The sequence below is a fragment of the Fulvivirga sp. M361 genome (assembly GCF_007097395.1).
In the GTDB taxonomy this organism is placed as follows: Bacteria; Bacteroidota; Bacteroidia; order Cytophagales; family Cyclobacteriaceae; genus Fulvivirga.
Genome location: NZ_VKDC01000008.1, coordinates 277,916 through 298,235 on the forward strand (window position 1 = coordinate 277,916; position 20,320 = coordinate 298,235).

General features: G+C 43.5%; 21 protein-coding genes. 14 read left to right on the forward strand and 7 right to left on the reverse strand.

Translation table 11 applies throughout. The annotated features are described in order from the left end of the window. The first annotated feature begins 468 nt into the window (after window positions 1-468). The 14 genes from FNH22_RS11680 to FNH22_RS11745 all read left to right on the forward strand — a co-directional run bounded on the left by FNH22_RS11680 (window position 469) and on the right by FNH22_RS11745 (window position 15,880). Window positions 469-780 carry a hypothetical protein gene (locus FNH22_RS11680; RefSeq protein WP_143398556.1) on the forward strand — a complete coding sequence of 104 codons (312 nt, stop codon included), beginning with the start codon at window positions 469-471 and terminating at the stop codon, window positions 778-780. A gap of 110 nt (window positions 781-890) precedes the next feature. Beyond that, on the forward strand, window positions 891-1,616 hold the full coding sequence (locus FNH22_RS11685) for an ABC transporter ATP-binding protein (protein WP_143398557.1): 726 nt from the start codon (window positions 891-893) through the stop codon (window positions 1,614-1,616). Then, the gene (locus tag FNH22_RS11690; RefSeq protein WP_143398558.1) at window positions 1,597-3,021 is read left to right on the forward strand and encodes a DUF3526 domain-containing protein; all 1,425 of its coding nucleotides are present in this window, start codon (window positions 1,597-1,599) and stop codon (window positions 3,019-3,021) included. Before FNH22_RS11685 ends, FNH22_RS11690 begins: the two co-directional genes overlap by 20 nt. Then, window positions 3,018-3,419: a hypothetical protein gene (locus FNH22_RS11695; RefSeq protein ID WP_143398559.1), complete on the forward strand. Its 402-nt coding sequence runs from the start codon at window positions 3,018-3,020 to the stop codon at window positions 3,417-3,419. The genes FNH22_RS11690 and FNH22_RS11695 overlap by 4 nt, the downstream gene beginning before the upstream one ends. Beyond that, on the forward strand, window positions 3,419-4,726 hold the full coding sequence (locus tag FNH22_RS11700) for a DUF3526 domain-containing protein (protein ID WP_143398560.1): 1,308 nt from the start codon (window positions 3,419-3,421) through the stop codon (window positions 4,724-4,726). The genes FNH22_RS11695 and FNH22_RS11700 overlap by 1 nt, the downstream gene beginning before the upstream one ends. After that, complete coding sequence (locus tag FNH22_RS11705) at window positions 4,723-5,133, forward strand: MerC domain-containing protein (RefSeq protein WP_143398561.1); 411 nt, start codon at window positions 4,723-4,725, stop codon at window positions 5,131-5,133. Before FNH22_RS11700 ends, FNH22_RS11705 begins: the two co-directional genes overlap by 4 nt. Next, window positions 5,084-6,310 carry a GTP-binding protein gene (locus tag FNH22_RS11710; RefSeq protein WP_143398562.1) on the forward strand — a complete coding sequence of 409 codons (1,227 nt, stop codon included), beginning with the start codon at window positions 5,084-5,086 and terminating at the stop codon, window positions 6,308-6,310. Before FNH22_RS11705 ends, FNH22_RS11710 begins: the two co-directional genes overlap by 50 nt. A 13-nt stretch (window positions 6,311-6,323) precedes the next feature. Then, window positions 6,324-7,016 (forward strand): ABC transporter ATP-binding protein, encoded by a 693-nt coding sequence (locus FNH22_RS11715; protein ID WP_143398563.1) that lies wholly within the window; start codon window positions 6,324-6,326, stop codon window positions 7,014-7,016. Window positions 7,017-7,085: 69 nt separating this feature from the next. Further along, window positions 7,086-9,581 (forward strand): TonB-dependent siderophore receptor, encoded by a 2,496-nt coding sequence (locus tag FNH22_RS11720; protein WP_143398564.1) that lies wholly within the window; start codon window positions 7,086-7,088, stop codon window positions 9,579-9,581. A gap of 4 nt (window positions 9,582-9,585) precedes the next feature. Then, complete coding sequence (locus FNH22_RS11725; RefSeq protein ID WP_143398565.1) at window positions 9,586-11,028, forward strand: DUF3526 domain-containing protein; 1,443 nt, start codon at window positions 9,586-9,588, stop codon at window positions 11,026-11,028. 15 nt (window positions 11,029-11,043) lie between these two features. Beyond that, window positions 11,044-12,381, forward strand: a complete 1,338-nt coding sequence (locus tag FNH22_RS11730) for a DUF3526 domain-containing protein (protein ID WP_255518036.1) — start codon at window positions 11,044-11,046, stop codon at window positions 12,379-12,381. Between the two features lie 6 nt (window positions 12,382-12,387). Then, window positions 12,388-13,194: a succinylglutamate desuccinylase/aspartoacylase family protein gene (locus FNH22_RS11735; protein ID WP_143398567.1), complete on the forward strand. Its 807-nt coding sequence runs from the start codon at window positions 12,388-12,390 to the stop codon at window positions 13,192-13,194. A 73-nt stretch (window positions 13,195-13,267) separates the two neighbouring features. Then, the gene (locus FNH22_RS11740; protein ID WP_221420261.1) at window positions 13,268-13,537 is read left to right on the forward strand and encodes a succinylglutamate desuccinylase/aspartoacylase family protein; all 270 of its coding nucleotides are present in this window, start codon (window positions 13,268-13,270) and stop codon (window positions 13,535-13,537) included. Window positions 13,538-13,669: 132 nt separating this feature from the next. Further along, window positions 13,670-15,880, forward strand: coding sequence for a DUF5916 domain-containing protein (locus FNH22_RS11745; protein ID WP_143398569.1), 2,211 nt, complete (start codon window positions 13,670-13,672; stop codon window positions 15,878-15,880). 335 nt (window positions 15,881-16,215) lie between these two features. On the opposite strand, the gene FNH22_RS11750 is transcribed toward FNH22_RS11745, so the two are convergent. The 7 genes from FNH22_RS11750 to FNH22_RS11780 form a co-directional block, all read right to left on the reverse strand. Continuing rightward, window positions 16,216-16,614 (reverse strand): nuclear transport factor 2 family protein, encoded by a 399-nt coding sequence (locus FNH22_RS11750; RefSeq protein WP_143398570.1) that lies wholly within the window; start codon window positions 16,612-16,614, stop codon window positions 16,216-16,218. A gap of 107 nt (window positions 16,615-16,721) precedes the next feature. Next, window positions 16,722-17,576 (reverse strand): AraC family transcriptional regulator, encoded by an 855-nt coding sequence (locus FNH22_RS11755; RefSeq protein WP_143398571.1) that lies wholly within the window; start codon window positions 17,574-17,576, stop codon window positions 16,722-16,724. A gap of 25 nt (window positions 17,577-17,601) precedes the next feature. Then, window positions 17,602-17,901, reverse strand: coding sequence for a hypothetical protein (locus FNH22_RS11760; RefSeq protein ID WP_143398572.1), 300 nt, complete (start codon window positions 17,899-17,901; stop codon window positions 17,602-17,604). A gap of 164 nt (window positions 17,902-18,065) precedes the next feature. Further along, on the reverse strand, window positions 18,066-18,443 hold the full coding sequence (locus tag FNH22_RS11765; protein WP_143398573.1) for an iron chaperone: 378 nt from the start codon (window positions 18,441-18,443) through the stop codon (window positions 18,066-18,068). Between the two features lie 15 nt (window positions 18,444-18,458). After that, window positions 18,459-19,319, reverse strand: coding sequence for an alpha/beta fold hydrolase (locus FNH22_RS11770; protein ID WP_143398574.1), 861 nt, complete (start codon window positions 19,317-19,319; stop codon window positions 18,459-18,461). A gap of 6 nt (window positions 19,320-19,325) precedes the next feature. Beyond that, entirely contained in the window at window positions 19,326-19,799 is a 474-nt protein-coding gene (locus FNH22_RS11775; protein ID WP_143398575.1) for an SRPBCC domain-containing protein, read from the reverse strand. 31 nt (window positions 19,800-19,830) lie between these two features. Further along, window positions 19,831-20,319 (reverse strand): SRPBCC domain-containing protein, encoded by a 489-nt coding sequence (locus tag FNH22_RS11780; protein WP_143398576.1) that lies wholly within the window; start codon window positions 20,317-20,319, stop codon window positions 19,831-19,833. Window position 20,320: the final 1 nt, after the last annotated feature.

Consider the following 20,320-nt stretch of genomic DNA (forward strand, 5'->3'; position numbering starts at 1 on the left):
GGGTAGAAAGTAGCTTAAACTCGTTTTACTGATAATTCATGGCACTGCGAATTCAATATATCAAGCAATGTTTTAAGATTACCTGGCTTTGCCGGTAATGAGATAAAATCTGGATAATAACAATAACGATTGAATGGATAGCAGTATATGCCTTTGGTATAGCCTGGCTGGTAAAAGGGAGAGACGGAAAGCCCCTCATCCGATATCAGTGGATGGCTACTGCATGGAAGTAAAATACGGGGTTGATACTTCAATACTGATTGACACCGCAACTCGTCCTTCCGGGTTAGCCTCTAAGCCGAAGCACTTTATTATCGATAACCTATCCTATTATCAGCGTCGGAAATAAGGCATTGGATACAAGAGTATCGCACTCAAATCAATTAGTGTTAGACTACTATTTACCACTTATGTAATCAAATGCAACAATATTGCAATAAATGGAAATTTTGATATACATTTGTATTTGTGAAATATGTCATCCACATAGGAGCAAGGTTATTAATGGTGTATTTTGTTGCGCTACCTATCCTGTTTGGGCTTCATACCGTTCAACATCAGCATCAATGTGGTGAGGATCATAAAGAAGTATTGGAGTATGCTCAATTTACTCCTGATTGTACTTTATGTGACCTGTATCACAGTCAAGTTGCAGTTGTAGAGGATCCTTTTTTCTACGATGTTGATTTTTTCGCTACTACTTTTCAACTACGTTTTTTCGGGAATTTTGCGAATGTTTCCAAACATTTTAATCTTCTCAGAGGTCCTCCAATGGTCTAACGGATAGAATCCTATTTCTGAATGTGACTTGAGCCGGTCTGGCACGATCCGCAGAGTGTTGCGAAGGTCAATCCATTACAATTCTAGTTTTCACATAAACTTCTTCCCAAATGTTGGAAGCAATTAATTTATCAAAATCATACGGTGGGCATCAGGCGCTTATCGATTTGAATCTGTCTGTAGCGCCGGGTGAAGTATTTTGCCTGTTAGGTGCGAATGGAGCAGGTAAAACGACTACCATTAACCTTTTTATGGGCTTTATTCAGCCAGGTGCAGGGTATGTGATGGTGAATAATCTTGATATAACCGGGCAATCGGGAGAAACCAGGAAACACCTGGCCTATATTCCGGAAAATCTCAATTTATATGGTAACCTGACGGGATTGGAAAACCTACAGTTTTTCGCTGGTTTGGGGGGTGATAAACCGGACAAGTCCTCTGCTGAGCAGCTATTGAGGTCCGTCGGCTTGCAGTCGGATGCTGTTCAAAAGCGTGTATCCCAATACTCGAAAGGCATGCGCCAGAAGGTCGGAATTGCCATTGCCAAAGCCAAACAGGCCGACAACTTACTATTGGATGAGCCTACTTCGGGGTTAGACCCACAGGCAAGCAATGATTTTGCCCGACTGCTGCAAGATATGAGACAAAATAATGTGGCAATCCTGATGGCCACTCATGACCTGTTCAGGGCCAAAGACAGCGGAACACATATCGGTATTATGAAAGCCGGAAAACTGATCCATTCATTGAAAAGTAATGAGATCACTTTGACGGAATTGGAGCATTTGTATTTGGAAACCATGAAAAGTGAGGGGCATGTTGAAGTTAGTCATTAAGAAAGAATTCCTGACTGCCCTCCGAGATGTTCGCTTACAGGTTTCCGGCGCCATTTTGATCGCACTCATGCTCACCGCGGTATTTGTCGGAAAGCAGGGGCAAAAACAGATACAGGAGGAACGGACCAAAGCCCAATCTACTATGTATGCTAACTGGTTGAATCAGGGAACCAAGCACCCGCACAGTGCAGCGCACTATGGTCAATTTGCCTTTAAGCCCAAACCTGTATTGAGTTTTCTGGACGTAGGCCTGGACAACTACACGGGGATCTCCGTATTCCTCGAGGCCCATAAGCAAAACGAAATACTGTTCAGTGCGGCCCAGGACAGCAACGGCATGACCCGGTTTGGAGAAATGACCGCTGCTTTGATTCTGCAAGTCTTACTTCCCTTACTCATCATATTCCTGACATTCAACATCTTCAGTAAAGAACGGGAAGAAGGTACACTTAAATTGATCCATGCGCAGGGTTTGTCTATGCGGCAATTATTGATGGGAAAGGTGTGGGGTACCTACCTAATGGTACTGTTACTATTTCTGCCCATAATCCTGCTTGCCTACCTGCTGCTGGACCAGCAGTCGGTCAGTCTTGACCCTGGAGTTACTACAAAGTTTTTGCTGCTTACTTCAGCATATGCTATTTACTTCCTTGTATTTGTATTACTCTGTGTATTGATCTCCGCCTTTGCCAAAAGTTCGGGATTTTCTTTGCTGACTTTGCTGGGGCTTTGGATTGTCTCATGTATCATTTTACCTAAAGCGACCACCAATTTTGCTGACAAGGTATATCCAACTCCTTCACAGTTTGAGTTTAAGAAATCCATTAAGAACAAAGTAAAAAAGGGGATCGATGGGCATAATCCTTCGGATGTACGCTTTGCTACCCTGAAACAACAGGTATTGGATCAGTATGATGTTGAAACCATCGAAGAGCTGCCCGTGAACTGGAGTGGAATAGCGATGCAGGCAGGAGAAGAATATACCGATCAGGTCTATGATGCAGAGTTTTCGAAGATTGAGAACATTTTTAACCAGCAGAACCGCCTTTCGGAATGGGCCGGGTTTATCAATCCGTATTTAGCGGTCAGGAACCTTTCAATGGCTCTTGCGGGAACCGACTTCCACCACCATGTGGCGTTTGCCAAAGCGGCTGAAAACTATAGGAGAGGTTTTGTGAAGAAGATGAATAAAGACATGGAAGTGAATCACAAACCGGGCGTGGCTTACGGCGACTACAATGTTGGTGAAGAAATGTGGGCCAGCATTGGACCCTTTAAATATCAACTCCCCGGTACGTCAACTATTCTCTCCAACCAATGGAGAAGTATCGCTGCACTCGCCTTCTGGTTGGTGGGGCTATTCTTCCTTTCCTCCCTTTTTGCACCTAAAATATCGAAACTATGAACCTGAGAAATAGTTACATTATTCTGGCATTATTGCTGGTCTCATTCGGAGCAATCGGTCAGACCATTCAAGGAAGGGGCGTAGATGCTCATATCAATGGACCATTAACAGGAGCTACGATAGAGGTAGCAAGCGAATCAACAGGTGCGATAGCGGATGCACAGGGTCAATTTAGTATTACACCCGATGCTTACTCCGCTACACTAGGTCATGGGGCTGTTTTGAAAAAGATAGCTCAGAAGACTACCCTGAACGTACGAATGACTTCCGGCACACAGCAATTAAATGATGAATACAGTCAGATGCACGGTTTGAACTCCGGGTTCGGAGGCTTTTTCGATCCGGCTATGGATCACAATTACTACGCTGGAATTAAACTTAATTACCTGTTCAATTAATGAAAACGCTCTTTCACATCCTTTCCTTCGAATGGAAAACACTTTGGCGCAGTAATACGCTGAAGGTGTTGCTGCTGGTTGTTTTTGGCGCCGGAATTTATGGTATCTATTTTGGGAAGTTCGAAATTGATAAACAAGAAACACGGATCTTTCAGGTACAACAGTATGAAAGGCAACAGTTTGATAGCCTTTTAGTATGGGTAAAGCTCGATACGGCCATTGCGGAGAACAAGGGAAAATACCAACAGGCCGTTTCTCCTACCGGGGTTGGCTGGAACAAACACTTTACGTATTACCTAACCCATGAAACGCCTGCTGCGGCTGGATTATGTCTGGGACAGAGAGACCTGTTTCCGGTATATTATGGTTTTAATGTCACCGATCTGGCACGGCAGATCAACACAGGAGAGTTGGCCAATCCAATGAAGCTCCTGACAGGGAATTTTGATCTGTCCTATGTGCTTGTTTTCCTGTTTCCACTGTTGGTAGTGGCTTTGTTTTACAACCTGTATGCCGGAGAAAAGGAAGGTGGTACACTTTCACTCTTGCAATCGCAATCTACTTCGCTGAGAATGATACTCTTCAGTAAAGGATTGTTGAGATTACTCATCGTATGGGGATTGGCTACCGTTTTATTAGTGCTTGGATTCCTGCTTCAAGGTATCTCATGGATTGGTAATGGGCAATTGCTCATTCAATGGATGCTTATCGTTTTCGGATACTGCTTACTTTGGGCTGTGTTGATGGGAGTTATTGTCCGGTTGCGTCAGCGATCAGCTTTGAGTGCTATGCTTGGGTTAGGGGTTTGGCTGATCTTTACCTTGATCACACCTGCGTTGCTCAACCTTTTTGTACTGGCCAATGAGCCTTTGCCCAACCGGGCGGAGATGATCCATGCGGTAAGGAATTTGAACGATCAGAATTGGGAAAACCCCAAATCATTTGTATTGGACAAGTTTTACCCGGAAAATCCGCAGTATAACGATGGAGATACTACTGACTTTAATAAATGGTATTACGCCAGCTTCACCTTACTTGATAAGGAAGCCAATGTACTCAAAACCCGGTTTGAAGAACAGGTGAGTGAGCGGAATAGGCTATTGGAACGCTGGGAATGGCTTGCACCAGCTGCCATGGTACATGAAAAGCTTTCCACACTCTCAGATACTGACAGAAAAAGTCATCTCGAATTTGTGAAGGAAGTCCATGCTTATCACCAGAGCCTGAAAGAGCTGTATTATACCCGGATCTTTTCCGGTGAGCAGTTTTCATTCACTGATTTAAAAACCCTGGAAGGATCATTATGAACAAGTCCGTTTTTATTGACAAGTTAGGCATTTGTCTTTCTCTGTGCTGTGGAATACACTGTCTGTCTACAACCATCTTTGTGGCCATTGGAGCGTTGGAACTCTTTGATCTGGCAGTCAATGAGAAGCTGGAGTTTGCCATGTCCTGTGGCATACTGCTTATTGGAGTAGCCGCTTTGCTCCCGCAGCTCATTGCGCAACGCACTTACGGTTTAATGGCACTCTTTATAGGCGGTTTCATTCTTGTGAAAACCAGTGAAAATATGACTACGCTATGGACGCAGTTAACACTCCTCAGTTTGGGGATCCTGGCGATAACAGGGGCACATTATTTCAATATCAAATCAAAAAGAAAACATGCTGAATATATTAAAGCGGTCAAAGAAGCTGCCGGTTACCGTACTTAGCGGCTTTCTGGGTGCTGGTAAGACCACGCTGCTCAACCACGTACTCAACAACCGTGAAGGCCTGAAGGTGGCCGTGATCGTGAATGATATGAGTGAGGTCAACATTGACGAAAAGCTGATTGCCAATGGAGCAAAGCTCTCCCGAACGGATGAAAAGCTGGTGGAAATGAGTAATGGCTGTATTTGCTGCACCTTACGGGAAGACCTGATGATCGAGGTCGAAAAGCTGGCCAAGATGAAGAAATTCGATTACCTGCTTATCGAAAGTACAGGCATATCCGAACCCATCCCGGTGGCACAGACCTTCTCTTTTGCCACCGGAGATGAATTGTACGACCTCACTCAGGTCAGCCAACTGGATACAATGGTCACCGTGGTGGATGCGTTCAACTTCTTCAAGGATTTTGGCAGTGCGGATACCATTCTTGATCGGAAGATGACGGATGACCAGAAAGATGACCGATCCATAGTGAACTTACTGACTGATCAGGTCGAGTTTGCCAATGTGATCCTCCTCAATAAATCCGACCTGGTTACTGAAGACCAATTGGGCTTATTGGAAAAGACATTGTACAAATTAAACCCTACTGCTAACATCATCCGCACTACACATAGCAAGATTGACCCAAAAGAAATACTCAATACCGGCCTTTTTGATTATGAGATTGCGGAGCAGTCGGCCGGATGGCAGAAGGAGTTGGAGCTGGTACAAAAAGGAATCGCTCACAGTCCCGAGACGGAAGAGTATGGCATCAGCTCATTCGTTTATCGAAAGGCCAGGCCTTTCCATCCTCAGCGATTCCTGGAATATGTAAGCCGGGATTTTCCTACGACCGTTATCCGCAGCAAAGGTATCTTCTGGATTGCTTCACGTCCGGACAACGCTATCCTTTGGAGCCAGGCAGGTGGGTCGCTGAAAGCAGAAATCTATGGCCGGTGGTGGGTAAGCGTACCCATGAAGCAACGGGCGATGAGTCCGGCTTATCTGGAGAGTCAGGACTATATTCAAGCCAAATGGGATAAGCAATGGGGAGACCGAATGAATGAGCTGGTGTTTATCGGTCAGGATATCAATAAAGTCGGAATCACGGCCGATCTGGATAAGTGCCTGTTAACGGACCTTGAAATAGCGGGTATGGATTCAGGTAATCGATTTATAGACGAATGGCCGATTTAAAAAACCATCAGATATGTTAGAAGCTATTAATTTATCAAAAAAGTATGGGGGGAAAGATGCTCTCGTGAATCTAAACCTCACCATAGATCCTGGCGAAATATTTTGTCTTTTAGGTGCAAATGGAGCCGGTAAGACCACCACCATCAACATTTTCCTGGGATTAATTGGTCCCACAAGCGGAAAGGCATTGATCAACGGTACTGAGGTGACGGAGAAGAAAGTAACGAACCAACTGATCGCTTATATCCCGGAAGTAGTTCAGCTATATGGCAATATGAATGGTCTGGAAAACCTCGAGTTTTTCAGTAGGCTTTCAGGGTATAAGCATTCTAAAAGTGAATTGACTGCATTGCTGCATAAGTCGGGTTTGAAAGAAGAAGACCATCAAAAAAAGCTTTCTTATTATTCTAAAGGAATGCGGCAAAAAGTAGGAATAGCCATTGCACTATCGAAAAAAGCGAAAGTCATATTTATGGATGAGCCCACCTCTGGCTTAGACCCCAAAGCAACGGATGAATTCACTTCAATCTGTAAGGAGCTGGCCAGTGAGAATACATCTATTTTAATGGCTACCCATGACATTTTCAACGCCGTGAATGTAGGCAGCAGGATCGGGATCATGAAAGAAGGAAAACTTGTTCATTCCACTGATACAACGAATATCAATGCAAATGAGCTACAAGATCTCTACTTGAAAACAATATAGCGGATCATATTTATTAAAAGTTAACACACCCTTTTATGGGGTAATACCGACCTAACCCAACAATAATCTATGCAATTCAAACATTTACTTTTAGTATCATTTTTAGTGGTGACTGCACATTCTGTTGCTCAAATTCAGGTTAAGGGAAGAATACAGGACTCCAAAGATGAGGCCCTTCCGGGAGTGACTGTATCCCTCACAAAAGATGATCAGGTAGAAGGAGCGATCACCGATGAAAATGGTCGTTTTGATATTTTATTGGCGGATACAGGAGACTACCAACTGGAATTACGATATGTTGGTTTCAAAACATACAGACAGATGCTAAAGATTGAGGAATATAGAACGTATACCCTTGGTGACATTAAGATAAAAGAAGACGAATTGGAACTTCAAACGGTGGAGATCATCGGTAGGGCGCAACAGGACTACACTAGTGATTATTCTTTTTCAGCTACCAAAACAGGCATTAAAAATAAAGAGCTCCCACAGGCGTTGATCGCCATTACCAAAGAACTCATTACTGACCGCCAGGCGTTCCAGGTAGCTGATGCAGTTAAAACTGTGAGTGGTGTCTCCAACTCAAGTTTTTACAATCATTTTAACATTCGGGGTATTAGTCAAAACGAATCCGGGCAAATACTCAATGGGATGCGGACCCGGCAGTTTTATTTCCTTCAGCCTATCACTTCTAATATCGAACGGGTGGAGGTGTTGAAAGGCCCTGCTTCGGTAACATTTTCAAGTGTAGATCCCGGAGGTAGCATTAACATGGTAACCAAAAAACCACTGGATGAGGATCGCAAAGAGGTAAGCATGAGTGTAGGAAGTTTTAGTACCTTGAGAGGAGCGCTTGATTTTACCGGCCCTTTGGATAAAAAAGGCAAGGTGCTTTACAGGCTTAATGCCGGTCTGCAAAGAGCTGAATCATTCAGGGACCTTGTTCAAAATAATGCCGTGTTGGTGTCCCCGTCCATTAGCTACATTCCCGATGAAAACACTGCTATTAATGTAGAGATGATCTACAGTAACTCGTTGGGCAGTCTGGACAGAGGGCAACCGATTTTTGGTGCAGTGCCCGGTGAGACTGATTTGAATAGTACTCCCATACGCCTGAATCTCGGAGCGACCAATGATTTCTTCCAGTCGGAACAATGGATTATGACCACAAGCCTTTCTAAGAAATTTTCTGAAAAAATCAGTTTCAATGGAGCATACATGAAACAAACCTGGAGGGAAGACCTGCAAGAACACCGGGCAAACGGGTTTGCCATCGACAGCAGCGGGAATTCCATAGATAACCTGGTTGACATGCGATTTTCTGAGCGGCAACAATTCTGGGATGTGGATAATCTCAATGCCTATTTCAACTTTGACTTCGAGTCGGGGAGTATTGGGCATAAGTTACTGGTGGGGTATGATGTGCATCGGTGGCATAGGGCAAATGGCGGAGGACAAAACTCTGCAAGAGGCTTTTTGCTGAATGATGGGACTGCCACGAGAAGTTATGATCCTGCGGATGGGGCAGACTTTCAAATTGTTGAAATTGATGGTGTCAGGCTGCCCAGACCCAACGTTGAGCACTTTAATCTGAGTAATCCTTCCAATCCCATCAGAAATGTTCGGGATTATGTAATGAACTCTATTTTTGCCATTCCTGCCAACTTATCCGTAACGCATGCGGCCTACATCCAGGAGCAGGTAAAGTTTGGAAAATTTACTGCATTGCTGAGCGCCAGGTATGAATGGTTTGAAGACATCACGAATTTTGACCAGGTAGGAGAGCAGACTTTTCGCAATGAAGCATTTATACCGAGAGTTGGCTTGAGTTATGCATTGACCAAAAACATTAATGTATATGGCACTTACCTGGAAGGTTTTCAACCCCAATCCAATACGGTAGACCTGATGCCAAATACGGAGAACTTTTTCTGGAATCCCAATTCTGCTGCTCAGTTCGATCCGTTGATCAGTGATCTAAGAGAAATAGGGGCAAAGGGTACTTTCTTTAATGGCGATGTCACCATGAGTGTGGCGTTTTACGAAATCAATCAGGAAAACGTTTTGATCCCCTCTGAGCAAGACCCTGATCTATTGGTACAGAGGGGGGCAGATAGAAGCAGAGGTTTTGAGTGGGACCTGGCAGGCCATATTTTTCCAAACTTGCAGGTGAATGCATCTTATAGTTTCATTAATGCGGAGATTGTGGAAGATGCTGATGAAACGCTTATAGGCGAGCGAAAGGAAAACACACCCAGGAATAATGCCAACCTCTGGATGCGGTATGATTTTAATACTAACAGCCCCCTCAAAGGTTTAGGCTTCGGGTTGGGTGTTCAACACAGCGGAGATCGGGTGCCATGGTTCACCAGGGATTTTATTATCCCTTCTTTCACACTATTTGATGCCGCTGTTTATTATCAGCCCACCCATTCAAACATTCAACTGATGGTAAAAATGAATAACCTGTTGGATGAAACACACTGGGTAGGTGCGATGAATTATGCCCGGTTATTCCCGGGAGCACCTCGAAATTCTTTATTAACGGTTATTTACAAATTCTGATTGCATGCGAAAAGAAATATTACTGTTAGTTGCGGGACAATTTTGGGTGAGCGTTTTCAAATCAAAAGCCATATACCCGATCATTGGAATAATGCTCGTTCTGCTTCTTTATGCTGCCTACAGCGGACTTAGCTATCACGACCAAAATCATTTTCGAACGGACCACCAGAACATGGCCCGTGAAAGCTGGGAAGGAAACCCGGACAAGCACCCTCACCGGATGGCACATTTTGGAACATTTGCTTTCCGGTTAAAACATCCATTGAGCATTTTTGATTTTGGCCAGGAAAGCTATACCGGGAATGCGGTCTTTTTGGAGGCACACAGGCAAAATATGGTCAACTTCTCAGAAGCCGGTTTTTCTACCGGCATCCTTCGGTTTGGTGAGCTGCATATGGCCATGATCCTTCAATTGATCTTACCCCTGATCATTTTTTTTATTGGGTACGCTGCGATTGTCTCAGACCGGGAGAATGGCACTTTGAAAATATTGCTGACACAAGGGGCGAATTGGAAAGAGATCCTGTTGGGGAGGTCTCTGGGGCTTCTGGCGATATCGGCCCTGTTTATTTTGCCTTTCTTCATCATGACAATAGTCTTACTGCTGGGCGAAGGGCATGCCGCCTCAGACGAGTGGGGAAGGCTGGCGATGAGCAGCTTGACCTACTTGGTATTTGCTGTGGTTTTATGTCTTATTACTATTGCTGTTTCCGTGAGCAGCCGGTCTTCTAAAAACGCCCTGCTGAAGCTCCTGGGCTTGTGGTTACTCATGACAGTGCTGCTCCCAAGAACGTCTCAGGCGATCGGAGCATATTACCACCCCACGCCAACTAAATTGGAGTTCAGAGCTTCGATTGAAGAGGAAGTCATCCAATACGGAGATAGTCATAATCCCAATGACCCTTATTTCAATGCGTTGAAAGACTCGGTGCTTAAGGTACACAAAGTAGGGTCTGTTGAAGAGCTTCCGTTTAACTATGGAGGTTTTATCATGGGGCAGGGCGAAAGAATAAGTGCAGAGATCTATAAAAAACATCATAACCAGTTGCTGGACCAGTATAGAAATCAAAACCAATTGACCAGGTGGCTTGCCATTGTAAATCCTTATCTGGCGGTCAAACATCTTTCCATGGCGCTATGCGGGACGGACTTTGAGTCCTATGTTGATTTCCAGGGTCAGGCGGAAAACTACAGGTACCTCTTATCACAAAATATGAATGAGCTTCAAATGAAATACATTAGCCCTAACAAGATAAGCGGATCAGAAGGAAAGACCCACGTGATAGATCGCAAAGAATGGAAAGCACTGCCTGATTTTGAACATCGCTTCTTACCCCTTGGAAAGGTGATCAAAAACGAATCAATCTCCATAGGTTCCATGGTGCTTTGGTTGACCTTTTCTATTGGATTGGTTATTTCCCTATCTAAAAACGCAAAAGCCATTTAAGCTATGTACCTATTTATGTTTAAACAATTTTTAAGGACCGGAACATGCCGACTGGGTTTGGGCCTGGTCTTGTTCCTGGGCTTAATTAGTATCATTACAGGTAAGCAATTCTTAAACGATCAGGAAAAGGTTGCTTCAGAGGTCGTAGAAAGGCAACTGGACCATATCAAGCGAAACATTGAGTTTCATAGTGATGACCTTGGCTTACTACTTTATTATTTGAAGTTTACGCTGGTCAATGAACATGACCCACTGTCCGCATTGGCGATAGGTCAAAAGGACCTGAACCCAAGCGTACAACATGTGAAAATTTTAACCCTTGAAGGGCAGAAGTACGATACGGACCTGGTCAACCCGACTAAACTTCTTTATGGCAACCTGGACTTGAGTTTTGTTCTGATCTATGTATTTCCGCTTTTGATCATTGCCTTTACTTTCAATCTTCGATCGGAAGAAGAAGAGACAGGCACCTGGAAAATAGTGAGTGTCATGTCTAAGTCGAACCTGAAATTCCTATTGTCAAAACTCCTGGTGAGGCTCATTTTGTTGGTACTGCTGATGAGCTTTCTGTACCTGGTAGCCAGCATCGTATTGAACATCTCCTGGGGAGAGTTGTCCTTTGCATTCTTTGTCGTTGGCTTTGTTTATATATTATTTTGGTTTGCCCTCAGTTTTTGGATCATTTCTCTGAAACGTGCTTCTAATTTCAATGCGTTGGTCCTCCTCTCGTTCTGGTTAATGTTGGTGATCTTATCACCTTCCGTTGTTAATACTATCATTACTAATCGACTTCCTGTACCGGAAGCTTTAACCACCATGATCCGGCAGCGTGATGGGTACCATCAGAAATGGGACATGGATAAGCGAGGTACGATGGAAAAATTCTATGACAGCTACCCGCAATTTGAAACGTATGGCTATCCCCCGGAAGAAGGTTTTAGCTGGCTCTGGTACTACGCCATGCAGCATTTGGGTGACGAAGAATCTCGCGAAGAAAGTTTGTCTATGCGGACCAAAATAATGCAAAGAGCAAATTTAAGCCGGAAGTGGGCAAAGTTTGTGCCCTCCATGCATACCCAATTAGCTTTCAATGACATAGCAGGTACCGGACTGATCAACCATTTGAATTTTCTACAGCATACCAACACATTTCATGAAAACACACGCCTTTACTTTTATCCGAAAATATTTTCGAATGGCACGGCAGAGGACGTAGACTGGGATCAATTCAAACCTGTGTATTTCGAAGATGAAAGGTCATCATTTGATTGGTTGGGAAACCTGATACCCTTGTGTACAGGCATTGTATTTTTCTTTGGGTTATCTGGTTTATCGATAAGAAATAACATGTGAACATCAATGAAAATAAAAGACACCCTGATCCGCCGGCATGATGAGAGGTACTTGGTTAAGCTCCTTACCTCTAACGGGATCGGTGAGGCCATTTTGCGTAAAATGCGTATCGCGCTTTTCCTGATGATCTGTATATCATTCAGTACAGCGCTAAGGGGACAAAGCTCTTTTGATTTCAATGGGGAAAAGATTTTGCCGGGATCCAGGATACATTTAAAGATCCCGATTAAGGACGACACAAATGAGACCTTTATCCCCATAACCATTTTTCATGGAAAAGAAAGCGGGCCGGTGCTGGGAATTACAGCGGGAGTACATGGTTACGAGTACGCACCGATACTTGCAGGACAAAAACTGATCCGAAAAATAGACCCGGAAAAGCTCAAAGGTACCGTTATTCTGGTGCAGGTGGCCAACGTTGGGAGCTTTTTAGGCAGGCCGCCCTACATTAACCCATTAGATGGTCAAAACCTCAACCGCACGTTCCCAGGCAATCCGGAGGGTACCGTTACAGAAAGAATAGCTTCTTTTATTTCTGAAAAGATCATCCCCCGTTGCCATTATTTTGTGGATGCCCACAGTGGAGACGCCCCTGAAGATTTGATGCCTTATGTTGCCTATTACCATCATGACAACAAACCCGGGATTTCTTCGAAAGGAAGAGAAATGGCCAAGCATATGGGATTTGATCATGTCATTGTGTTCAATACGACAGCGAAGAAATATATGACAGAAGGGTCACCCAGCCTGTATTGCTTTGCGCAGGCTTTTAAGTGGGGAGGGAGTCCCTGCCATGGACATAGAATGCGGTAGGTTGGGTCAGGTGGAGGAAAAATTCGTGACCAGGATTATCGAAGCGATCGGCAGCTTATTAAACTACCTTAAAATGACGGACGAAAAGCCTCTTTTATCAGAGGGAATAGCTTTTATAGAAGAACGGTCTTACATAAATAGCGCTCATACCGGATTTTTTTACCCACTGAAGTCCAGCGGAGATTATGTGAAAAAAGGCATGAAAGTAGGTTACGTCACTGATTTTTTTAGTGAAACCAAAGAAGAAATATACGCAGATACAAATGGCATCATCTTGTACCTGCTAGGGACACCACCCGTAAGCGAAGGGGAAACGCTGGTAGCTATAGGAATGATAAAGTAATAGCGCGACAGGTCTAAAAATATAGTGTATGAATAACCATGAGATTATTATTGGCCTCCCGGGCAATGGCCTGTTCATCATTGAGGCCATCAGCATGCAGCCAGGAAATGGGCTTCAAAATGATTGGGACGTATGAAAACGATTCTCTTTTTATCAGTCGTCTTCGTTTTTCTGATTTCCGCATCTCTTCACGCCCAGGAAGATAAAAACTTCCCGCCCCCGGAGCATGTGCCTGTTATCAATGCTCGAAAAGTGCAGAGTACTATCAAGGTAGATGGAAAACTCAATGAAGTCGACTGGCAGAATGCTGAGGCAGTCACTGACTTCTTTAAAATGGAACCCCGGCAGGGAGGTGAATATCTGTACGATACGGAGGTGAGGCTGCTCTTTGATAAAAAAAACCTTTATGTAGGCGCCTTTTGCAAAGACTCACTGGGGAGAAAAGGAGTAAGGGTGCAGGACTTGAGACGTGATTTTAGCTGGGGAGAGAATGACATCTTTTTTGTGCAACTCGACCCGCAGAACCTGAAGCAATACTGTGTTTCCTTCCAGACTACTCCCTACGGAAACCAGCGCGACTTGCAAAATTTTAACGATAGTAATACCGACAATGACTGGAATGCCTTGTGGTCAGTTCGTACGCATCGGACGGATTCAGGCTATTATGCTGAGTTTGCCATTCCCTTCAAATCCATACGTTATGAAGAAATTGAACCCGGTGAGTCACCTGGTTGGGGGATCACATTCAGTCGGCTGGCCAGAAGAGATTATGAACAGACTGTTTTTCCCGCTATTCCTCAATCTTTTTCACCTTACCGTATGACGTATGCCGCACAGCTTGAAGGCCTGGAACTACCGGAACCTGGCGCCAATGTTCGTGTGGAGCCTTATTTTTTGTATCAGTATGAGAACATTGAAGATGGTGAAATGAGTACTTCTGATGGTGATGTAAAACTCGGTGGCGACATTAAATGGGCGATTGATCCCCGCTCGGTGCTGGATGTGACCTTCAATACCGATTTTGCTCAGGCAGACGTAGATCGTGCTGTGAACAACCTCGAGCGGTTTACTATTTTCTTCCCAGAAAGGCGACAATTCTTTTTGGAAAACTCAGGAATCTGGGCAGGAGCCAATAACCGGTCTGTGGTACCGTTCTTTAGCAGGACCATCGGACTACAGGGTAATTTCAATGCCGAACCCGCCCGTATTGATGCCGGAGGACGGTATACCATGCGAAATGAAGATCGGTCGATAGCGGCATTGTATATTCATCAGGCAGAAACGGATAATTCTCCGGGAGCAAGCTTTATGGCGGGAAGGTACCTTCAGAATTATGGAAAAGAAAACAATATAGGCTTGATGTTCACCCACCGACTGGATGAGCGGTCCGGGAAACTTGGAATACAAGAAAGCAATAATACGACTTTAACGGTAGATGGGGCTCTGCGTCCAAGGGATGAGATAACAGTCCAATACATGCTGTCAGGTTCACGGGATAATTCAAATGATACCTTAGGAGTAGCCGGCCGTTTGTTTACCAGCTACACTACCAATAAATTCTATTTAGGGTGGTTAACCAATTTTGTATCAGAAGATTACAATCCTGACATGGGCTTTGTCTTTCAAAAGAATGTCATCTGGCATAATCCCGGCGGGTATTTTATCTGGCGGCCAAAGAATATCCCCTGGATCAGAAGATTTGACCCGGGAGCATTTTTTAACTACTATCATGATTTTAGTGACCCAGCGAACTTCCAGCAGGCTAATATTTACCTTTTCCCTATTTACCTTATTTTGACAGATGGAAGTTTCCTGGAATACGCCATATTCCCCACCTGGCAAAATATCAACTTTGACTTTGCTCCTTTAGGCATAAGGATCGCTCAAGAAGACTTTTACTACACACGTCACCGAATTCAGTTCAATACTGATCAGTCCGCTAAGTTTTCCGTATCCGGAACGGTAAATTGGGGTACATTCTACAATGGCAGACGAATGACGTTGGAAGGAGGCCTGCGAATTGCTCCGGTTCCTCACGCGGCATTGACCGTGAATTATGAGTACAATGACCTGACGGACCTTGGAGAGGCGAATGAAAACCTGGAAACTCACTTAACCACCATAGGTTCCCGCTTTGCCTTAAACCCCAGAGTGCAATTATCTGCTTTTTATCAATACAACACATTCGATGAACAGGGAAGATGGAACGTCCGGGCAAGCTGGGAATACCAGCCGTTATCTTTTGTTTACCTGGTTTTCAACGACACCCGAATTGATGGGTTTGAAAGCCCTTTTCAGGAACAACAGTTTATTGGGAAAGTCACTTTTTTGAAGCTGTTTTAACCCGAATCTTAATGCATGATCCGGGGTTAACCACTCAAAATCAAGTGATATGAAAAAGATAATAAACGACCTGTAGTTTGTAAAGTGAATGAAAGCGCCTGCTTCAAAGTTCTTTTGAGTACTATGGAATATTGGCTTGGTATTAGCCGCAACAAGTAGGGCTGTTTTCGCAAGTTCCCATTGCGTTATCGGCTGCTGTTGTTACTGTTGATTCTCAGTTACGGGTGGGATTCTAAAAGGGGTTGCGCTCTTTAACTCGTGAGATGGGAGGTGGGGAGTCACTTAACTTTTAATAAGGCAGGACACATAGGTCCTGTCCTATTTTGAGTTGATTGTTATTCAAATACCGGAGCTGTGTCCATGTAAAGCCTCACAGATTTTACTTTGCCATCAGAGTTGAGATCAGTAAATGCTACTGCTTTCACTGTTGCCTCTTTACCATCGTGCCTTTTGTAATGATTTAACGCCTCCAGTACATAGTTTTCATCTGTACCATAGATATTGACTAAATCATGCTCCACAGAGGCAAAGCTTTGCCAATAATTGCCAAGTCCCTGAAGGATTACCTCTTTGCCCTGACCAAACGGATTATTGTTGAAAAACATTTCTACATCATCTGCTAAAAACGATCCGTAGACCTCCACGTTCTTGCTGTCCATTGCTTCCAGATAAGTCATGTATTGGACGTAAGCGCTTGTGGACAATTGATTGATTCTTAAGTTTTTAGTTTTCATCGTTTTATTGTTTTTTGTTTAAATCATTTATGATTCAAAAGTCAGTCAAATAGGAAGGCAACATGTAGAGCAGAATACGGAATGAATGGTAGTTTTTTCGGATTGGCCTAGTTTGCCCTGTATGAAGCCGGAGTTAATCCGACTTTCGCTTTGAAAAGCTTATTGAAGTAGGAGGGGTCTTCATAACCAAGCCAGTATAGAATTTCCTTTACAGTCATACCGGTTTGTTTGAGGAGGCTCTTGGCTTCAAACAGTACAAATGCCTCAATACATTGCTTTGTTGTATGTCCTGTTTCAGTCTTTAGAACATCGGACAGATGCTTTGCGGAGATATTGAGACTATCGGAATAAAAACCTACGTCCTTATGATTTCTGTACTCTTGTTGGAGGAGATTGTCAAAGGTCCTTACGATTACATAATTTCTGGTTGGGACAATTTCCGATGATTCCTTCTTATAGGTGTTATTCAGCGACTCCAGTATGCTGTATAGTATCCCGGATGCTACTTTTAGATTTTTCTGCTCGTCATAGAGTAGCTTAAGGTATTTTGAAAACCAATCATAGCTATCATCTTTCAGGTCAATTACGTAATTGGCTCCTGGTTTGAAAAAGTCATAGTCGACAAGGAAATTACTGTAAAATGGTTTTTCGAATAATTCCGCTTTAAATAGTGCTGTAGTATTCCTGATCTTCCAATTATTTTTTAGCCAATGCCTTACGATACCAGAACCAACAACAGTAAGTGATTTTTTCTTAAGTGTAAATTCTCTAACGCCTACCTGGAGCCGGCATAGATCTTCATGCATTAATCCGAGAGCATAGAAGTAGCTGCGGTATGGAAACTCAATGCCTTGACCTTTACTGAATTCTTTCTCTGTGGCAACATATAGATTGGTTTCCGGCCCGTCAAACTTCAAGACTTGTCTAAGGTATTGGTGATATTCGAAGTTGTGAGGGGCCATTGGTAATTACAAAACCAAATTACACCTAATTCTCCAGCCTTCCGGCATAATTCAAAACCTTATCATCAGTCACGTCAAAATTTTGTGCATACGGATGAATCTTAATGATCTTTACTCCAACGCTGGCAATTCTTTCTAATTCTTGGAGCGCTGTATCACCCTCCATCGGATGTACAGGGCATATGGGTACAATCTCAAGGTATTTTTTAGCTAATGTTATTAATTCATCATTCCTTTTCCGGGTGCGTTCTGATTCAGCCTTTTTAGCTGTAAAGATTGCTCCGAATTGGGTGACTTTCTGTTTAGCAGAATCAAGCTGCACCATGTATACCTCATAAGACTTTTTGTTCTCCCATAAATGAACATGGTTATCACGGGTTAGTCGGCAATAGGACTTGACTTTTGCTGAGTTTGATCACAGCCGGCTATTGAGCAAAGAATTATCAGGGCAAGTAGAAGTGTTTATTTTTAATGATATAAAGATGACGTTCAGCTATTTTTTGCTTTAAACTTCGTTTCATTTTCCATAACTCTTGTTCTCACTATTTTCTTTATGATTTCTTCGGGTAAAGGCGCGTTTGGTGAAAAATGAAGTGTTGATCCTGTATTCTTAATACCCAGGGATTTTAACTCTTTTTTTATGGACTTAACCAAATCAGGATTCATAGTGTAGAGACTAATAGCATCTTTTTTAACTCCAAAGCCTACGAGCATGTAGTGGAGTCTGAAAGAAGGAATTTGATAGCTGATCAATTCTTCGGCGTCAGGTACTACTGACTTAATGATGGACCGAAGTTGTTCTAAACCTTGATAATAGTGCGCCTCTTGCAGGTCAATGTAATCTGTTATTGTTTTCGGGCTGGTCATGAGGGTTTATTTTGGTCAGTTTGACGATGACTTTGTATCTAAGAAGGCGGGGATCATTGCCAATAACCAATCCGTTCTTTCCATGACCCCTATATGAGTAGTTCCGGGGAGAATCGCGAGCTGACTATGTGATGCAGACATGAAATCAGGAGTGGGGCCTCCGTCTTTTAACCGATACATTTCTACCGTATGCTCCGGCTTCACGATATCTGCATCTCCGTTGATGAATAATATTGGGAATGGTATGTTGGCAATGTCCTCAGCCGCCCAGTTTTGCGGAGTTTCATCTAATGCAATCAGTTTCTCCATCAAAACCGGGAAATTGCCAGGATCAGGGGAAAGCGAATCGTAAGCCGCTTTGAAAGGTGTACCTTCCATATACTCCGGTTTCATCTGGCCTATCATAGCGCTGAGTTCGGGATATACATCCTCGGATCTGTAGGAGGCTGATGCAGCCACCATTTTATTGATCAGCTGAGGATGTCTGATGCCCAACTGCAGTGCCACTGCACCGCCCATGCTATAGCCAAACACGTCTGCCTTTTCCAAATTCAGATGTTTAATCAAACTAAACACATCATCCGCGAGGTGTTCGTAAGTGATCGGCCGGTCAATGTCGGGTGTCCTCCCATGACCTTGAAAATCCAAAGCGATGACCTGACGGCTTTTTGATAATTCTGTTATGAAGTTGCCCCATAAGCTGAGCGTGGCATAGGCTCCGTGCAGTAATAGGATAGGTTGCGTGTCTGTTTTTTCTCCGTGGATCTCATAGTACATATTCAATCCATTAACTTTTGCGTAGTTTCCTTTTTGGGCCTGGGCTATTCCTGATATGAGAATACTGATCAGTAGGATTATTTTTCTAAGTGAGTTCATTGTTTTCTATTTACTATTGATCTCGATTAAGTATTTGGCCAACTTATCCATGTTCTGCTTGAGTCCTTCATCTGCCTTGAAGTTCTCTACCGAAAACTTGAGTTGATCTTCCGACCCGAAAAGCATTGTCACTTGGACCAACGTTTGGCCATCCTGTTCTTTGAGTATTACTGTGGTTTGAAACCCTGAGCCTGTCTCGTCTTCAAATACGATCTTCTCAAGAGGATGGACCTCTTTGTAAATATTCTTATTCTCATAGTCCTTCCCACCTGGTCCATGCATTATAAACTCCCAGGTACCACCTGGCTTTACTTCCATTTTAGTGATAGTATTTGTAAAGCCATCCGGTCCCCACCAATGCTTAATGAGGTTGGGTTCCGTCCATGTTCGCCACATAAGCTCAATAGGTGCATCGAAAAGTCTCGTGACGGTAATGGTCCGTCCTTGAATGCGTAGTTTGGTTTGATTATCTGTTATCATTTTCTACATATGGTTTGAAATCATTCTTGTATTAAGAATTTAATTTTTTAAGCACACCATCCAGGTTTTCAAATGCCATTGAGAGACCTTCTTTCATTCCCATTTGAATGACTTGTTGTAGGTGCTCGTCTGAGACATACTCGGAAACTACGGTAACAAATGTTTCGTTATTGATTTCCACAAATTGGTTGTTGAATTTTGATACAGGCAGTTCAGAATTAATATTTCCCTCTTCATCACAGAAGGCATCTTCACCTGAAAATTGCTGATGTACATGGATGGACCGGTAATCTGTACGGGCCATATGCTTTTCCCCTTCCGGCCCTACCATCGCATAAGTACGATATCCTCCTTCTTTGAAATCCATATAAGATGTTTCGGATTTCCAGGGTTTAGGCGCCCACCACTGGTCTAATAACTCTGCTTCTGTCCATGTTCTCCAGACAAGATCGAGAGGTGCGTTGAATGATCGTTCTACCGTGAGAATGTTTTCATTTGCTGTAAACTTCGTGTTGTTCATC

What these genes read in the sequence shown, in the direction of transcription:
- FNH22_RS11765 (WP_143398573.1), bottom strand. Translation starts at nt 18,443, where the DNA reads ATGACCAGCCCGAAAACAATAACAGATTACATTGACCTGCAAGAGGCG.
- FNH22_RS11715 (WP_143398563.1), top strand. Translation starts at nt 6,324, where the DNA reads ATGTTAGAAGCTATTAATTTATCAAAAAAGTATGGGGGGAAAGATGCT.
- FNH22_RS11730 (WP_255518036.1), top strand. Translation starts at nt 11,044, where the DNA reads ATGTTTAAACAATTTTTAAGGACCGGAACATGCCGACTGGGTTTGGGC.
- FNH22_RS11720 (WP_143398564.1), top strand. Translation starts at nt 7,086, where the DNA reads ATGCAATTCAAACATTTACTTTTAGTATCATTTTTAGTGGTGACTGCA.
- FNH22_RS11690 (WP_143398558.1), top strand. Translation starts at nt 1,597, where the DNA reads ATGTTGAAGTTAGTCATTAAGAAAGAATTCCTGACTGCCCTCCGAGAT.
- FNH22_RS11700 (WP_143398560.1), top strand. Translation starts at nt 3,419, where the DNA reads ATGAAAACGCTCTTTCACATCCTTTCCTTCGAATGGAAAACACTTTGG.
- FNH22_RS11750 (WP_143398570.1), bottom strand. Translation starts at nt 16,614, where the DNA reads ATGAAAACTAAAAACTTAAGAATCAATCAATTGTCCACAAGCGCTTAC.
- FNH22_RS11770 (WP_143398574.1), bottom strand. Translation starts at nt 19,319, where the DNA reads ATGAACTCACTTAGAAAAATAATCCTACTGATCAGTATTCTCATATCA.
- FNH22_RS11710 (WP_143398562.1), top strand. Translation starts at nt 5,084, where the DNA reads ATGCTGAATATATTAAAGCGGTCAAAGAAGCTGCCGGTTACCGTACTT.
- FNH22_RS11735 (WP_143398567.1), top strand. Translation starts at nt 12,388, where the DNA reads ATGAAAATAAAAGACACCCTGATCCGCCGGCATGATGAGAGGTACTTG.
- FNH22_RS11780 (WP_143398576.1), bottom strand. Translation starts at nt 20,319, where the DNA reads ATGAACAACACGAAGTTTACAGCAAATGAAAACATTCTCACGGTAGAA.
- FNH22_RS11685 (WP_143398557.1), top strand. Translation starts at nt 891, where the DNA reads ATGTTGGAAGCAATTAATTTATCAAAATCATACGGTGGGCATCAGGCG.
- FNH22_RS11695 (WP_143398559.1), top strand. Translation starts at nt 3,018, where the DNA reads ATGAACCTGAGAAATAGTTACATTATTCTGGCATTATTGCTGGTCTCA.
- FNH22_RS11760 (WP_143398572.1), bottom strand. Translation starts at nt 17,901, where the DNA reads ATGGTGCAGCTTGATTCTGCTAAACAGAAAGTCACCCAATTCGGAGCA.
- FNH22_RS11740 (WP_221420261.1), top strand. Translation starts at nt 13,268, where the DNA reads ATGACGGACGAAAAGCCTCTTTTATCAGAGGGAATAGCTTTTATAGAA.
- FNH22_RS11775 (WP_143398575.1), bottom strand. Translation starts at nt 19,799, where the DNA reads ATGATAACAGATAATCAAACCAAACTACGCATTCAAGGACGGACCATT.
- FNH22_RS11755 (WP_143398571.1), bottom strand. Translation starts at nt 17,576, where the DNA reads ATGGCCCCTCACAACTTCGAATATCACCAATACCTTAGACAAGTCTTG.
- FNH22_RS11725 (WP_143398565.1), top strand. Translation starts at nt 9,586, where the DNA reads ATGCGAAAAGAAATATTACTGTTAGTTGCGGGACAATTTTGGGTGAGC.
- FNH22_RS11745 (WP_143398569.1), top strand. Translation starts at nt 13,670, where the DNA reads ATGAAAACGATTCTCTTTTTATCAGTCGTCTTCGTTTTTCTGATTTCC.
- FNH22_RS11705 (WP_143398561.1), top strand. Translation starts at nt 4,723, where the DNA reads ATGAACAAGTCCGTTTTTATTGACAAGTTAGGCATTTGTCTTTCTCTG.